Genomic DNA, 15,288 nt, shown 5'->3' with positions numbered 1-15,288 from the left:
AGCTTAGAGTGTTCTTCAATCGTTAGGAAAAAACCATCCGTAAGTCAATCGTTAAATCTTCAAAAATGGAGACTTTAATCAAATCTTCATCAGTATATAAATCTGGGCGGCCATATCTTTGATTTGGTTGTAAAGTAAACGCACTTACTATTTTTTCTTGAGGTTCAACAATCCAGTATTCTCTTACTTTCGCCTGTTCGTATTTATTAAATTTCTCAATTTTATCTCTTCTCGCGGTTGAAGGGGAGATGATCTCAATAATCAAATCTGGACTTCCCTTACAGCCGTAATCATCTAGTTTTGACTGATCGCATATAATCGTAATGTCCGGTTCAAACACATTCTTTTGGTCTTTCTCATCTTCCATTTCCTCGTCAAGGTCTAATACAACATGGAATGGAGCAGGATACACCTTGCAGTCCTTTCCTACTAAAAAATTGGAAATTTGTCGATGTAATTCAGATAATATTTCTTGATGAACTCTCGAAGGAGCGGCTTGAAAATAGGGGATCCCTTCTATAATCTCGATTCTCTCCTCTTCTGGCCACGATAAATAATCGGCATACGTGTAAAGTCGATTTTCATTAGGTATTGACACTGCATTCACCCCGAACCAAAGTTTGATTATCTTTTATTGTATCATTTTCCGCTAAAAATTACTTACTTATGTAGGTAGTCTCATTTTTCGTAAATAATGGATGATGTAAGTTTTTGTATTGATTTTTTTCTTATCCCTGCTACTTTCAGGTATACTAAAGATTAAAGGGAAAATCGACCAATCAAATGGTCGCGGTCACAGTTCGTGGCGTCTGGCAATTTTCATAGAATGGTAGGGAGAGAATCGTGAAAAAGGAAACAAAACAAAAGTACGTTGTGGCCGGTTTATTAATTGCAACTTTTTTAACTGCGATTGAAGGAACGATCGTAAGTACAGCTATGCCTAAAATTGTTGGAGATTTAGGTGGCAGTCATTTATATACGTGGGTGATATCGGTTTATTTACTGGCGACGGTCATTAGTACACCGATTTTTGGTAAAATGGCGGATTTATACGGCAGAAAGCGAATGTTTGCTCTTGGGGTGCTTATCTTTTTGTTGGGTTCAGTGCTTTCAGGTCTATCTCAGTCAATGCAACAGCTTGTTGTCTATCGAGTCATTCAAGGACTGGGCGCAGGAGCATTGACAACGATTCCCATGACGATTATTGGTGATGTCTTTGCTTATGAAATGCGGGCGAAAATTCAAGGATTGATTAGCAGTGTGTGGGGAATCTCCGGAATTCTAGGGCCTTTAGTTGGCGGCTTTATTGTAGATTCTATTTCATGGCATTGGATCTTCTTTATGAACCTCCCCTTTGGGATTATTGCGTTATTTTTGATTGGAACCTCATTACATGAACAAATAGAAAAGAAAAAGCGCACGATCGATTATGCAGGAATTTTAACCTTTGCAGTCTGTATGACTTCATTTCTATATGCATTGAATTTATGGAAAGAGGAGCGGCAATTGACAGGAAGCATCACGGTGATGTTTGCGATTGCTTTGATTAGCCTTCTTCTTTTTATCTGGATTGAATCTAAAGGGAAAGAACCGATGCTGCCATTGTCTTTGTTTAAAAATCGCTTGATCGTTGTCTCGAACGGGGCCAGCTTTTTAATCGGCTTTATTTTAATCGCGGTTACCTTTTATATTCCATTATGGGTTCAAGGGGTAACAGGCCTTAATGCTACTTTATCTGGGATAGCGATGTTGCCGCAATCATTAACTTGGCCTTTAGGAGCGATGCTTGTCGGGAAATGGGTGAAGAAAATGGAGGTTGGGCGGATTGCCTTGATTGGTATGGTGTTTGTCATTATAGGATGTATTGGGATGAGTTTATTGCAAACTGGTACAAGTCTAGTATGGATGATGCTTATAACCGCCACTTTAGGACTTGGTTTTGGTTTATCAACCACCTTGTTTACTGTTGTCGTTCAATCATCTGTAGGGTGGAGTATGCGTGGTGCTGCCATGGGCTCTAATAATTTATTCCGTACTTTAGGACAAACCATCGGGATTGCCGTCTCTGGGCTTTGGTTAAGTGATCAATTGCAGGGTGCCGAGTTAGAAGCAAGCTTGCATCAAGTTTTTATCCTGTTAATTGTGTTAGCAGGGCTTGGCTTTGCTGTGACCGCCATGCTTTTGGGTGAAAAGGGAAAGGAATTATCAACAGAATAGATCTGAAAGGAAAAAAGATGAAGAGTGAAAGGAGTCTTCATCTTTTTGATTGAAGGGATATATAAAAGTCTAGCTTGTGGGTAACTGTTGGTGTCTAGCCCTAGGCGCCATCGGCGTTGCGACGTACAGGATGTACTAGTGCAGACGAAGCGACAGGACGTCGCGTTTGAGTCTGCCGCCAGGACGGCGCGAATTTAGTCTTTCTTCCTAGAGCAAGGCGCTTGCGCTTTTTTTAAGTTTATTCAATCGTCCCCGTACTCTTGATAGCTGTTTTTACTCGAACATCAAATTTTACCTTTGGATAGAGCTCTTTCCATTCTTCGTACGTATCACGATTATGAATCCTTGTAGCACGATAACGCAGGCCAAATCCTAATGGATCAGCATCTTCTTCTTGGAGAAGCTTTAAAAAGCTGACGATATTTTTTTTAGCTGCTTTGCTTGCAAGATCACCGTAATGATCTAACTGTGAAGCTGACATTTCTTCAAAGGATTCTTCAATAATTCCTGCTTGTTTGACATTCATTTTGATGACAGGTATTTCCTCGGATGTATCAATTTTGTATTTTACCTTAATTGAATCAATCGCTACAAGAAAGTGAACATCCTCTTCTCTCACCCGAAGATCATATTTATTAATTCTATTTGTAAGTACATTAAAGGATTGTGTGTATTTGCTTGAAAGATGTAAATCGTTATGATTGTTTTTTAGTACAACTGACTTATTTACCTTTACCTTTGACTTTTCTTTGTTGGTCTGAATTACTGGTAAGATTGGATCAATTCCCGGTTCGGAAAATTCCCTTTTCATCTCAAATAGAAAGGTGGATATCGTATAAGCACTTTCCACGCCATTTTTTGAAAAAAGATTTGTCAAAAGATTGGATGCTGCCATTTCAGAAACAGGCTCTGTTTTTAACACATCCTCAGCGGTTGGATTCCCAACAGCTACCCAGGAAATCATTTGAATATCTCTTCTCCTATAAAAAAAATCCATTACATCCTCAATATTGTGCTCTAATAACTCTTCTCCTAATAAAATAATTTTCCCATGACCAAAATCAGGCTCTTTGTCAGCGTATGTTTTCAGAAAACGGATGGCTCCTGCTAAGCTAGAATCTTCCCTAGACAGATAGCCATATTTATTGCCTTCCGCTTCTTTGAGAGAGCCAGTAGGTATAGCTAATTTCAAAGTGATCTTATATGGTTTATCTTCTTTCCCTGTGTAATCAATCGAAATGCCTTGTACAAAAATTCTTTTATCAATATCCTTAAAGGCGCAGCTCGAAAGGAGTGAAGTGAAAAATAGTACCGACAGAATCAACACCATATATTTTTTCAGAAGTCTTTTCATGCTGCCTTTGCCCTCCTTCGAATGAACCAAAATAGAATAAACGTGAGTAAGAAAAAAGGGGGAAGACAATTAAAAAAGTAATTTGTGTAGACTAATAATGTATATTCATTTAAATGGAATGTTAAAAACATGGTGACGGCCCAAAAGGTCCCAATAAAGATAAAAGGAGTAAGATTCGTTTTCTTCCATTTAAAATTTTCTAGCCAAAGAATGTTCTTACATAATTCCACGGCTACATGCCAGTGAATGAGAAGGCTAATAAAAGTTAGCGCTAGGAAAAACATAAAGAATAGAAAGAGCACTCTTTCAATCACACCAAATTTCATGCGAAGTGTATCGCTCGTTGTGATCGCAGGATAGACAAGATTTTCAATTTTTTCAAAGCCATTAAGTCCAATCGGAAGGATATAACTAGACATAACGATAATACCTCCTACAATTCCGATAAATAGCATTGATTTCCAGGAAAGCTGGAATTTTATTTTCGGAAAGGCACGATTAAACACAATGAGATTGGCAATGCCTAGGAAACAATACAAGGCTGCGGAAAAGCTACTATAGCTAGGCCAGTGATTACTATACATTATCGCTACTTTAACAAAGTCCCACACGAAATTTGGATTACTGTATGCCTTGAAAAAAATAAAGGTTATTAGGGGAATGGAGAAAATAAGCACTGTTTCAATCGTATATAAAACGCTTTTTGTTTTCATTAATACACCATATGAAATAAAAATTAAAAAAAGCGATGCAATAAGTAGAAGTGACATATCTGGTGTTAAAAATCGTTTAATCATAAATGTAAAATTGATTAATGTGATTAATCCTGCTGCAAACCAATTTATGGCTAAAAGGCTTAAGACGGGAAGATAGAACCACTTAGAGAAATACTTCTTTAATAACTCTGAAAGGTCCTTTCCTTGAAAAAAATTAAAAAAACGGATAAACAGATATACAGAAACCAAACCTACTGGAATGGCAAGCAGTAGAGAACTAAGAGTGCCGCTTGTCTTATGAATGAAAAAGATCCTAGGGACAGTTGAAATCATATTGGCCACCAAATTAACGAAGATAAGATAATAATAATATCGATTCATGATGTTTTCCCGCTTGTTTCCTTTTCTTTCGCTTGAATAAACATTTTAAAATAAGGCTCCCCAAAACTACGTTTGTTTGATAAAAGCATAATAAATCCTATAAAACTAAGCATTAAACCAGCCATCCCTCCAAAGGTCGCAAATAATAAGATAATGTATTTAGAAACCCGGATCGAAAAGCTCATTTCGTTAATCGGAATAACAAAAGTCGAAATTGCCACAGCCGAGACGATAATAATCATAATATTGGAGGTAAGCGCAGCATCTGTGGCTGCTGTTCCTAAAATTAAACCGCCAACGGTTGTCGCCGTAGCACTAACTGCCTTTGGTAAACGAATGCTGGCTTCTGTTAATAATTCCATAACGACTAACATAAACAAAACCTCCACATAAGAGGGATAAGGCACACCTATTCGCGAGCCAGCGACGGATAAGGCTAGTTCCGCTCGAAATACCTCTGGGTTATACGAAGCAATAGCCACATATAATCCGGGAAAGATGATGCAGGTAACAAGGCCAATATAACGAAGGATCTCGGCAAACTTGGTTACCCAATAAGGATGGTAATTATCTTCCATGGAGGTCATAAAATCGAAAAAAACAGCTGGCGCAAGGATAACTAATGAATCTCCATCAAGCAGAAGAATGATCTTCCCGCCAGATAGATTGTAGGTAATACGATCTGTCCGCTCGGTCTGAAGCATGGTCGGGAGAAGGGAACGTTTTTTCACATTTAGAAAGCGAACCAGTTCAGCACTGGACAATATAACATCGCTATTTAATTTTTTTAAGCCTTGTTTAATCAGTTTTAGAGTCTCAGGTTTGACTAAGTCTTTATCATAAATAACTGCTAATGGTTGATGTGACTTCTTTCCAACTTCATGCATTTCGATGACTAAAGAGGGTTGATGATAGCGCTGGCGAATCAAATTTAGATTGGTATCGATGTCTTCACTTAGGGCGAGCTGTGGCCCCATAATGGTTGGTTCGATATTGCTTTCAAGCACGGTATCTGTACGTACTGCCTTAAAGTCGAAAAGCAAAATGTTTTCGTTAAGGGAAATAACGACACTTCCTTTTGTTAATTCAAGTTCAATTTGTTCTTTTGAGTCAATGGTTTGCTGGTTGGGAAGAGAGGTTAAATAAGCTTCTACTTGTTCCATAGAAGCCAACTCGAAAAAAGGCTTGATAACAATCTGTTGTAGCCGATCATTATCTGTCACTGTTTTGATAAACAGTAAATCAATTTCCTTTTGTTCAATTTTTAATGATTTATGTGTAAAATCAAAGGAATTTTTAAATGTTTGAATAAGCCAGTCTTTTGTAACAGAGGAAGATGAAATTGATTTTCTCGGCATTGCTGGAACCACCTCGTTTCTTTCATTTTCTCTAAGGTAGTTTTGGCAAAACTGGATAATCTATGCGGAAACGATTTATAGAGAAAGATGATGCAGTTCCTTGACGTGCATCAAGATTGAAGAGTAAATAAGGAGAAAATGAAAATCAATTGTCATTTTGTGCTGAAAAATATTTAGGGTATGTCCACAAAAGCAGGTATGATGCATTTTTGACATATATAGCTTGATGGGAATAGGAATAGAAGGCTGGACATTTCTATAAAAAGAGTTATAATATCGTAGTCACTTTTTTTAGTGGATGTTCAAAAAGTCTGATGAAAATGACACTGCGAATTTCTTCGTTGGCTTGCTTTTCTGCTGCTCACGTATTAACTGCATACGTTCCGCTGCTCAAAGCTACGCCGCCTCGAACTTTCGACGTACAGGATGTACTAGTGTCGGCGTTGCTGACAGGACGTCAGCGTTCTTAGCCGACTTGGTCCTTTTTATCCTCCTTTTTGAACAAGCTATTTTAGATAGAAAGATAGATAAATTTTGGCGTTTAACTGCAAACAACAAACCACGTAACCTATATGATTAGTAGTTTGTAAGAGAGGAGCGTTTAAGTTGAATCGGCTTAAAAAGTTCTCATTCAACATTCATAGTAAAAGTGTACAATTTTTTCTAATTGCGATTGTTCTATTTTGGATAAAAACATATGTGACGTATAGACTGGAATTTAATTTAGGAATTGACAATTCAGTTCAGAAATTTTTATTATTTATCAATCCACTTAGCTCTGCTTTTTTATTTTCCGGAGCTGCTTTATTATTTAAGAAACACTGGGGTAAGGCCATCATTGTGATTCAATTTGTCTTATCGTTTTGGCTGTACGCGAATGTAGTCTATTATCGTTTCTTTGATGACTTTATTACATGGCCAACGATTTTACAGTTGAAGGTAAACGGGGGACAAACGGAGAGTGCCTTATCATTAATGACGCCGCTTGATATTCTGTATTTTGCAGATACAATTATTTTGGCTTTATTGTTAGGATTTAAAGTTTTTCAATTAAAAGCCGTATCCACAAGAAAACTGGCAATTATTCCGATGCTAGTAGCAGTGGGGATTTTCATGTTTAATTTGTCTTTAGCAGAGGATGATCGTCCTGAGCTACTGACTCGGTCGTTTGACCGGAATTATCTCGTGAAGTATTTGGGAACCTATAATTTCACTATTTATGATGGAATCCAAACAGCGCGTTCTTCGATGCAGCGTACTCTTGCTAGTAGTGATGATGTCACAGAAATTGAAAATAACTTAAAAGCCAATTTTGCGAAGCCTAACGAGGATTATTTTGGACAGGCGGAAGGGATGAACGTCATGTATATATCCCTAGAATCGCTGCAAACATTCATCATTGATTATGAATTGGATGGTCAAGAAGTTACACCATTTTTGAATTCATTAGCTCATGATGGGGAAACGTTCTATTTTGATAATTTCTTCCATCAAACAGGACAAGGAAAAACATCAGATGCTGAGTTTATGATGGAAACTTCGTTATTCCCGCTATCGCAAGGCTCAGTCTTTATCAATAGAGCACAGAACACGTATCATGCAGCACCAGCAATTTTAAAATCAAGCGGTTATACTTCGGCTGCATTCCATGGAAACTACAAAACTTTCTGGAATCGAAATGAAGTCTATAAAACATTTGGATACGATCACTTTTTCGATGCCACGTATTATAATATGACACCAGAAAATGTGAAAAACTATGGCCTGAAGGATAAACCTTTCTTAGAAGAATCGATGCCGTTATTAGAATCCTTACCACAACCATTTTATTCGAAATTCATATTGCTTTCGAACCACTTCCCATTTGCAATGGATGAAGGGGATACAGACTTTCCAGCAGGGGATTTTGGCGATAAAGTGGTTAATCAGTATTTTCAAGCGGCGAATTATATGGACCAAGCCTTGGAAGAATTCTTTGATCGTTTAAAAGAAGCAGGCTTGTATGATAATACGATTATTGTGATGTATGGTGACCATTACGGTATTTCGGAAAATCATAATAACGCGATGGAGAAAGTAACAGGTGAAGAAATCACACCATTTAAAAATGCCCAATTACAAAGGGTGCCTCTGTTTATTCATGCTCCTGGCGTGAAGGGTGGAGTTGTCAATAAATATAGTGGTGAGGTTGATGTTCAGCCAACGGTCCTTCATTTGTTAGGAGTTGATACTCGCAATTACTTGCATTTAGGAAATGATATTCTATCACCTGATTACAAGGAAGTTGTGCCTTTCCGTAATGGAGACTTCGTTACAAATGATGTAACACAAGTAAATGGCGTTTGTTATGATAATGAGACGGGTGAGGAAATCGAAGATGAGCAATGCCTTGCAGATGATCAAATTGCTAAAGAAAAATTAGAGATTTCGGATCGAATTGTTACGAAAGATTTACTTCGTTTCTATCAACCAGAAGGCTTTGAACCTATTGACCCGAAGGATTATCAATATACTAATGGAACGAAAGAATAAAGCAAAGCTCCCTCTCACTTGATGTGAGGGGGCTTTTTTGATTCCTTAGGAAACTATAAAATTGTAGCTTGTGGATAAGTTGTAATTTTGAGTTTTGTCATCCAGCCCCAGCGCCTAGCGACTAGAAAACTTTCAGCTTCTTCCTACGATAAGTCAACATCGGCTCATGCTTCGCCGTGTATCCTTTATCTCAGGCCTACAGGATGTAGGTCAGAACAGCGTTGCGCCAGGACGGCGCGTTTTTAGCTGTTCATCCTTACTATGAAAGTTTGTACGTCGCTAAACGGACGCTTGCGCTTTTCTTGTTTTTTTATAAAAAAGTATGCGAAGGATATTAGAGCAATATATGTCAAAAAAACGCATGACTTATTTGATATCTTATTTTTAGGGAGGTTAATGCAATGAGCTACCAGCCAATCATTCAAAAATCCATTAAGTATATAGAGAATAATCTGCATGAAGACTTATCTTTAGAAAGTGTTGCTCAGTTTGCCGGCTTTTCAAGGTATCATTTTCATCGTGTCTTTCAAAAGGAAACGGGTGTAACAATTTCTGAATATGTTAGGTATCGAAGAATTGCCAATTCGGCAAGTATGCTTATTAATACGGATGAAAAGATCATAGATATTGCCTTTTATTATCATTTTGAGACACAAGAATCATTCAGTCGATCTTTTAAAAAGTATTATAAGCTACCGCCGGGACAGTATCGGAAAATTATGGGGCAATTAATGTTCCAAAGGGAGGAAACTGTTTTGAAAAATGAACAACGTTTAAAAGGTTGGTTATTAAGTGGGAGTCATCCCGCTAATTATAGAATGGGAATTGATCGTAAGATTTTCCATAAAGGTAAGGGATCAGGATTCCTAAAATCTAGTACTGTACAATCAAATGATGAGTTTGCAACGATGATGCAACAATTTAAAGCAAATAAATATCTTGGCAAGAGAATAAAGCTTTCTGGCTTTTTGAAATCTCAGAGTATTGAAGGTTATTGTGGGTTTTGGTTAAGAGTGGATAATACAATTGGTGATGTCTTGCAGTTTGATAATATGAGTGACAGACCAATCACAGGTAGTACGGAATGGAATCACTATTATATTGTGTTGGATGTACCCCAGAACAGTTCATTAATCTCTTTCGGAGTTCTACTGTCAGGAAAGGGACAGGTGTGGGTGGATGAATTTAAATTTGAAGAAGTTGATAAAAAAACACCAACAACAAATATTGATTTTACCAGTAATATCTTAGATGAACCTACGAATTTATCATTTGAAGAATAAAAGGAGTTGGGATTTTTGTCTACTTCAAAACAACAATTAGTGATTGGTGCTGTAGTGGTGGTTACCATCATAGCAGGGAAATATCTTGTGGGTCATTTAATTGTAAACTTGATTAGAAGTTTAATGAATTGAACCAATTTCGGTGAAAGGAATTATGATTGGAAAAAAAGGGAGGCAGATGGAGCTGAGATCCATCTGCCATTAGAGCTTTCTTATTGTAAAATTATCCTCCAGTAAGAGCCAATTTTGTGGAAACGGATATCCGAGTACCCAATAGCTAATGCCTTGTAAATTGTATTGTTTCACTAAATCGAATTTTGCTTGAGCGCTGCGGGCATCCTCAAACCAAACTTCATGCTCTCTACCCTGTTCATCGGTATAACGGAAGAACGGCGACTGTGTCACAGTGTCATATTGGATAGCGGCTTGATATTTTAAAGCACGTCTAAGCGCCTCTTGCATATCGAATGTTTCCGCTTCTTGTCCTTCTTTATGAGGCAGAAGCCAATCACGGGCATACAATTGAAAGCCCATAAAAATTTTATTTCTTGGAATAACTGTAACCGCATAGTCGATAACTTGCTTCATTTGATTGATGGGGGAAATCGCCTGGGGTGGTCCAAGACGATAGCCCCATTCATACGTCATTAAAATGACAAAATCGACAATTCTGCCTTGTGCTTCATAATCATGCGCCTCATATAAAAGGCCTTTTTGTTCGGAACTTGTTTTCGGTGCTACTGCTGTGGAAACGAAAAAACCAAGTGGATGGAGGCGATCGACCGCCTTTTGTAAAAATTGATTATAAGCTTCTCTATCGCTTTGCCGTACATTTTCAAAGTCAACATTCAGTCCCTTATATCCTTTCTCTTGCATTACCTGCACAATGTGATCAAGTAATGTGTCTTGAAGCTGCGAATTGGAAAGGATTTGATGGGCTAGCTCTGTGCCGGTTTCTGTAGAAGAAAAATTGGTAATACACATCATCGGGACGATCTGATTTTCAACTGCAGCTTGGATTATAGCCTGATCATTTAGCGATGTTAGCGTTCCATCCTCTTTTATTGAATACACAAAAGGGGCAATATAGGTAAGATATCGCCCTACCTCCTGCACTTCCTGGGCTCCTGTTTCTCCGGTATTCATTGTATAAGCATTAACATCAATGATTGGTTTCGGAAAAGGAATAATCAAAACAGACCCTGAAACAATTTGGTTGGGGTTTTGTACCTGATTGGCTTGGATTAGTGATTGAATATTTAGTTGATATTGTTGGGCAATCTGCCATAAGGTTTCCCCAGCTTGTATCACATGGGTACGCGGGGGGATGATAAGAATGGTTCCGATACTGAGCGAAGAAGGATGACTGCTTACCGTTGGGTTTGCCTGAAGGATGGCATTTAATTGAATGCCGTATCTTTGCGCAATTCCCCACAATGTTTCTCCTCCGCGTACTGTATGGTGAATAGCCGCAATCGGAATCACCAAGGCTTGGCCAATTAAAAGCTTGTTCGGATCAGGCAATTCATTTGCCGTTGCAATCAGTTGACCTTGACTTCCATATTGATTAGCAATCGTGTACAATGTCTCTCCTTTTCTTACTACATGAATAATCATAAACCCACTCCTAAATAGATCATATAATTATTCTATGCAAGTATTGAGAAAGGAAGAACAGCTTGTTTTTCATGCTGAAAAAGTAAGAAGCTATGTCCGAAAGTCGGTCGGGAGTATAAGGTTAAAGGATCTTAATGCCCTCTGCAGCGAATCGCTTATTCAACTCATATGCAAAGTGGAGGGCGGAAGGGCTGTCCCCATGTAGACAGATCGTATCCGCTTGGACAGAAATATTGCCACCTTCAATGGTCTCTACTTTTTGTTCCATAACTATACGGATTGCTTGATCGACTGCCTGTTCCACATTGTGGATAAGTGCGTTTGCTTGATTTCTTGGTGTCAGCGTTCCATTTCTTTGATAGGTTCGATCCGCAAATACTTCGCTTGCCGTCTGTATACCTTTTTTTTCGCCAGCTCTGATTAACTCGCTTCCGGATAATCCAAATAAAATAAGGTCAGGCTGAAAGCGGTAGACCGCTTCTGCAATGGCCTCTGCTAATGTTGGATCAATGGCTGCCATATTATAAAGGGCCCCATGAGGTTTGACATGCCGAAGTTTCCCGCCATGCGCGACAACAAATCCATGAAGAGCACCAATTTGGTAAAGGACAATCTCAAATACTTCCTGGGGGGAAACCTTCATCGTTCTTCTGCCGAATCCCTGCAGGTCAGGAAGCCCGGGATGTGCTCCGATCGCAACATTATGCTCCAGCGCCAACTGGACAGTTTGATTCATCGTTGTGAAGTCCCCAGCGTGTAGGCCACAGGCGATATTGGCGGAGGAGATATAAGGCATGATCTCTTCATCACTCCCAATTCTATAGGCGCCAAAACCTTCTCCAATATCACAGTTTAAATCGATCTGCTGCTTCATATGAAAGCCTCCTAAATTAAGACATCTCCTGCCACTTCATTCGGCAAGCAATTTTTATTTTTTCTAAAGTTTGAAGTTGTTTATATGTTTTTTGATACGCCTCTTGTAAGCTAATTTCTTGAAAGTAAAGTTTTTGCCCTGGTCTCATTTGGCTTAGCCGTGGAAGATCACTTTGTATTACTTCACCGATTTTTGGATAGCCACCTGTTGGTTGACGATCAGCCATTAAAATAATCGGCTGTCCACTTGGAGGGATTTGTATGCTCCCGCATGTTGTTGCTTCCGTGATTAACTCTCTTGACTCTTCCCATTCTAGAGCAGGGCCTGACAAGCGATATCCCATCCGATCTGAATCAGGCTTTATTGTAAAAAAGCTAGATTCAAAGACTTGCAATGACTCTTTTTTAAACCAGTGATAGTGTCGACCTCTTATAAAATGAATAGGTGAGCAATTTTTATTGATATAGTGGCTGTTTATATGATAAGGAAATCCCCAATCGGGCGCTAGGGAGGGTACTTCACTTTTACTTGGAAGAATATCACCCTCTTTTAAGGCTCTTCCATTCAATCCCCCTATCTTGGCTTTCAAATCTGTACTATAGCTATGTAGTACCTTTTGGAGAGAAAAGCCTCCTTTTACAGCTAGATATGTTCTCATTCCAGTCTTAGCATAACCAAACGTTACAATATCCCCTCTTCGAGCGAAAACAGGCTTGCCTTGTGCCAGCTCCTCTCCATTTCTACTTACGTCCATATTAGCGCCAAAAATAGCGAGAAATAGATCTTCCTGGATTCCAAGTGTTGGTCCATGAACAGTCATTTCTAAAACAGCTTCATTTTCGTGATTGTTAAGCAGGTTATTCGCTATCCTTGCAGCCCATGGATCCATCGCTCCACAAACCGAAACCCCAAGACTTTGCCAACCATGTCTACCGAGATCCTGTATCGTCGTTTGCATACCTGGCTTGATCACGTGAAGAGACATGTCTTTCCCTCCAAAGCTTGAAATTCTTCGTTACTGATCGCGATAAAGCGAATTGAATCCCCAGGCTGAAGCAGGGTAGGCGGATGATGGTCTTGATTGAAAAGTTGATAAGGTGTTCGACCAATAATTTGCCAGCCGCCTGGAGAGGTTATGGGATAGATGCCAGTTTGCCTCCCTGCAATGCCAACAGAGCCAGCAGGAATTTTCGCTCGGGGAGTAGTTCGTCTAGGTACCGCTATTTTTGTGTCCATCCCCCCAAGAAAAGGAAAGCCTGGTGAAAATCCTAAGAAATAGACAGGATAATATTTACTTGTATGAATTCGAATCACTTCTTGTTCAGAGATCCCGTTTGATTTAGCCACAAATTGTAAATCTAGCGCATAGGGCTCTTCATAGCAAACGGGAATATCTTTGAGTTTTTTCACTTCCTGTGCTGTCGATAAAATGGGATTAAGTTGTAGAATCGATGATTTTAATGTTTCATAGGGACAAGAAGAAATAGACCCTGAATAATAAAAAATAGTAAGTGTCGTATAAGCTGGAACAATATCCATTACTCCGAGAAGATCTGCCGCTTCAATTGCCTTTTTCCAGCTGAGAATCCTTTGATTCGTTTCCAGATTAATGGAATCTCCAAATTCCATGATTAAAGCATCTTCACCCATTGGGAAAAACCTTATTGCGTCCATGCTTTTCACCCCTTTATCGAGATCTATACCTATTACTATACCAAGAGGGGAAATACTTTTACAGAGATTGTGATCACGATGGCTGGCAAATAGTGACATGAAAAAAGGCCAAGCGTCTAACTTGGCCTAGTAGGATAAATTATGAAACGTAGTATAAATCAATTAACAGAATAATACACAATTGCTAACACAATAGCTAGAAGAATCCGGTAGATGGCAAAGGGACGTAATTTTACCCGGCTGATCAGGGCTAGGAAAAAGCGAATTGAGACCCAAGCAAAGACAAAGGCGCTAATAAAGCCGACGATAAAAAAGGGTAAGACATCGAGTGTCATCACATCCCATTTTTTCAAAAGGGAAACGGCGCTTGCTCCGAACATGATTGGGACAGCCATAATAAAGGTGAAATCCGCGGCTGCACGATGTTTTAATCCCATTAAAACACCACCGGAGATCGTGGCGCCTGAGCGTGAGAAGCCTGGCCATAAGGAAATACATTGAAAAAGACCAATCAGCAAAGCTTGGCGATATGTAATTTCATCAAGCGAACTCCCACGAAAGTTTCGCTCCTTTTTAGATTGCCAGTCAGCGATCATCATAAGAATCGCTCCGGCAACGAGGGCCAATAGAACGGTTTCGATCCGAAATAAATATTCATCGATAACATCTTCAAAGGCCAGCCCTAACACGGCGGCGGGAATCAGACCAACGATGACATGAGAGAGTTTTAAATGGGAACCATGGGAGGAGGTGTTTGTCCCGCCAACCTTAACCCCGACCAAACTCCAAAGGCGTGACCAAAAGACAATGACAACGGCCATTATCGAACCTAGTTGAATGACGACTTTAAATGTATTGGCTACTTCCTGTGAGCCTAATAATGCGGCTGATTTGAACAGCATATCATCAACAATAATCATATGACCTGTTGAAGAAACAGGAGCAAATTCTGTCATGCCTTCTACAAATCCTAGAATAAGTGCGACAATCCAATCACGAATATCCATAAGTAACTCCTCTCATTAATAAACGTTGATCCTAAATGCTTTGCTAACTTAATACTCATCCTTTATTCAGTTTACACAGGCTTGAGGAAAAAAAGAACATATTTATCAATAATTAATAATATACATACACTACTTTTTCATTGTATAATCTCATCTTTGACACCTAAAACCGCTTTAAGTGTTGTAAAATCAACACTTAAAGCGGCTTTTTTAGAGGCTAAAACTGCGTACTATTTTCCTTTTTTGGTTTGTTTTAAAATGTTTTTCATATTTTT

Annotated in this window: 12 protein-coding genes; 3 read left to right on the top strand and 9 right to left on the bottom strand. The window is 38.9% G+C overall.

Annotated features, from left to right (window positions below; translation table 11 throughout):
* Positions 1-22 precede the first annotated feature (22 nt).
* Positions 23-598 (bottom strand): Uma2 family endonuclease, encoded by a 576-nt coding sequence (locus KI375_RS11730; RefSeq protein ID WP_212973702.1) that lies wholly within the window; start codon positions 596-598, stop codon positions 23-25.
* 245 nt (positions 599-843) lie between these two features.
* Here KI375_RS11730 and KI375_RS11725 point away from each other — a divergent pair, with 245 nt between their 5' ends.
* Complete coding sequence (locus tag KI375_RS11725; RefSeq protein WP_212973701.1) at positions 844-2,217, top strand: MDR family MFS transporter; 1,374 nt, start codon at positions 844-846, stop codon at positions 2,215-2,217.
* A 238-nt stretch (positions 2,218-2,455) separates the two neighbouring features.
* On the opposite strand, the gene KI375_RS11720 is transcribed toward KI375_RS11725, so the two are convergent.
* The 3 genes from KI375_RS11720 to KI375_RS11710 are packed head-to-tail and all read right to left on the bottom strand — an operon-like array spanning position 2,456 to position 6,026.
* Positions 2,456-3,571 (bottom strand): Ger(x)C family spore germination protein, encoded by a 1,116-nt coding sequence (locus tag KI375_RS11720; protein ID WP_212973700.1) that lies wholly within the window; start codon positions 3,569-3,571, stop codon positions 2,456-2,458.
* Entirely contained in the window at positions 3,568-4,668 is a 1,101-nt protein-coding gene (locus KI375_RS11715) for a GerAB/ArcD/ProY family transporter (RefSeq protein ID WP_212973699.1), read from the bottom strand. Before KI375_RS11715 ends, KI375_RS11720 begins: the two co-directional genes overlap by 4 nt.
* A complete protein-coding gene (locus KI375_RS11710; RefSeq protein ID WP_212973698.1) occupies positions 4,665-6,026 on the bottom strand; it encodes a spore germination protein in 1,362 nt (453 codons plus the stop codon). The genes KI375_RS11715 and KI375_RS11710 overlap by 4 nt, the downstream gene beginning before the upstream one ends.
* 606 nt (positions 6,027-6,632) lie before the next feature.
* Here KI375_RS11710 and ltaS point away from each other — a divergent pair.
* Complete coding sequence (gene ltaS / locus KI375_RS11705) at positions 6,633-8,558, top strand: lipoteichoic acid synthase (RefSeq protein WP_212973697.1); 1,926 nt, start codon at positions 6,633-6,635, stop codon at positions 8,556-8,558.
* Positions 8,559-8,959: 401 nt separating this feature from the next.
* Positions 8,960-9,841: a helix-turn-helix transcriptional regulator gene (locus tag KI375_RS11700; RefSeq protein ID WP_212973696.1), complete on the top strand. Its 882-nt coding sequence runs from the start codon at positions 8,960-8,962 to the stop codon at positions 9,839-9,841.
* A gap of 201 nt (positions 9,842-10,042) precedes the next feature.
* Here KI375_RS11700 and KI375_RS11695 read toward each other — a convergent pair whose 3' ends face one another.
* From KI375_RS11695 to KI375_RS11675, 5 genes are all read right to left on the bottom strand, one after another.
* Positions 10,043-11,458 carry a glycoside hydrolase family 18 protein gene (locus KI375_RS11695; protein ID WP_212973695.1) on the bottom strand — a complete coding sequence of 472 codons (1,416 nt, stop codon included), beginning with the start codon at positions 11,456-11,458 and terminating at the stop codon, positions 10,043-10,045.
* A gap of 121 nt (positions 11,459-11,579) precedes the next feature.
* On the bottom strand, positions 11,580-12,332 hold the full coding sequence (locus KI375_RS11690; protein WP_212973694.1) for a 5-oxoprolinase subunit PxpA: 753 nt from the start codon (positions 12,330-12,332) through the stop codon (positions 11,580-11,582).
* A gap of 16 nt (positions 12,333-12,348) precedes the next feature.
* Positions 12,349-13,317: a 5-oxoprolinase subunit C family protein gene (locus KI375_RS11685; protein ID WP_212973693.1), complete on the bottom strand. Its 969-nt coding sequence runs from the start codon at positions 13,315-13,317 to the stop codon at positions 12,349-12,351.
* Complete coding sequence (pxpB, locus tag KI375_RS11680) at positions 13,302-14,006, bottom strand: 5-oxoprolinase subunit PxpB (protein ID WP_212973692.1); 705 nt, start codon at positions 14,004-14,006, stop codon at positions 13,302-13,304. Before pxpB ends, KI375_RS11685 begins: the two co-directional genes overlap by 16 nt.
* A gap of 158 nt (positions 14,007-14,164) precedes the next feature.
* Positions 14,165-15,013 (bottom strand): undecaprenyl-diphosphate phosphatase, encoded by an 849-nt coding sequence (locus tag KI375_RS11675; RefSeq protein ID WP_280528644.1) that lies wholly within the window; start codon positions 15,011-15,013, stop codon positions 14,165-14,167.
* Between the last annotated feature and the right edge of the window lie 275 nt (positions 15,014-15,288).

Source organism: Bacillus sp. J14TS2, assembly GCF_018333015.1.
GTDB lineage: Bacteria > Bacillota > Bacilli > Bacillales > Bacillaceae_C > Lederbergia.
The sequence above is the reverse complement of the archived record's forward strand: the minus strand, read 5'-3'. Positions and strand labels throughout refer to the sequence as shown.

Coding starts and splice junctions, on each gene's coding strand:
- KI375_RS11690 (WP_212973694.1), bottom strand. CDS start 12,332: ATGAAGCAGCAGATCGATTTAAACTGTGATATTGGAGAAGGTTTTGGC.
- pxpB (WP_212973692.1), bottom strand. CDS start 14,006: ATGGACGCAATAAGGTTTTTCCCAATGGGTGAAGATGCTTTAATCATG.
- KI375_RS11720 (WP_212973700.1), bottom strand. CDS start 3,571: ATGAAAAGACTTCTGAAAAAATATATGGTGTTGATTCTGTCGGTACTA.
- KI375_RS11685 (WP_212973693.1), bottom strand. CDS start 13,317: ATGTCTCTTCACGTGATCAAGCCAGGTATGCAAACGACGATACAGGAT.
- KI375_RS11710 (WP_212973698.1), bottom strand. CDS start 6,026: ATGCCGAGAAAATCAATTTCATCTTCCTCTGTTACAAAAGACTGGCTT.
- KI375_RS11675 (WP_280528644.1), bottom strand. CDS start 15,013: ATGGATATTCGTGATTGGATTGTCGCACTTATTCTAGGATTTGTAGAA.
- KI375_RS11700 (WP_212973696.1), top strand. CDS start 8,960: ATGAGCTACCAGCCAATCATTCAAAAATCCATTAAGTATATAGAGAAT.
- KI375_RS11695 (WP_212973695.1), bottom strand. CDS start 11,458: ATGATTATTCATGTAGTAAGAAAAGGAGAGACATTGTACACGATTGCT.
- KI375_RS11715 (WP_212973699.1), bottom strand. CDS start 4,668: ATGAATCGATATTATTATTATCTTATCTTCGTTAATTTGGTGGCCAAT.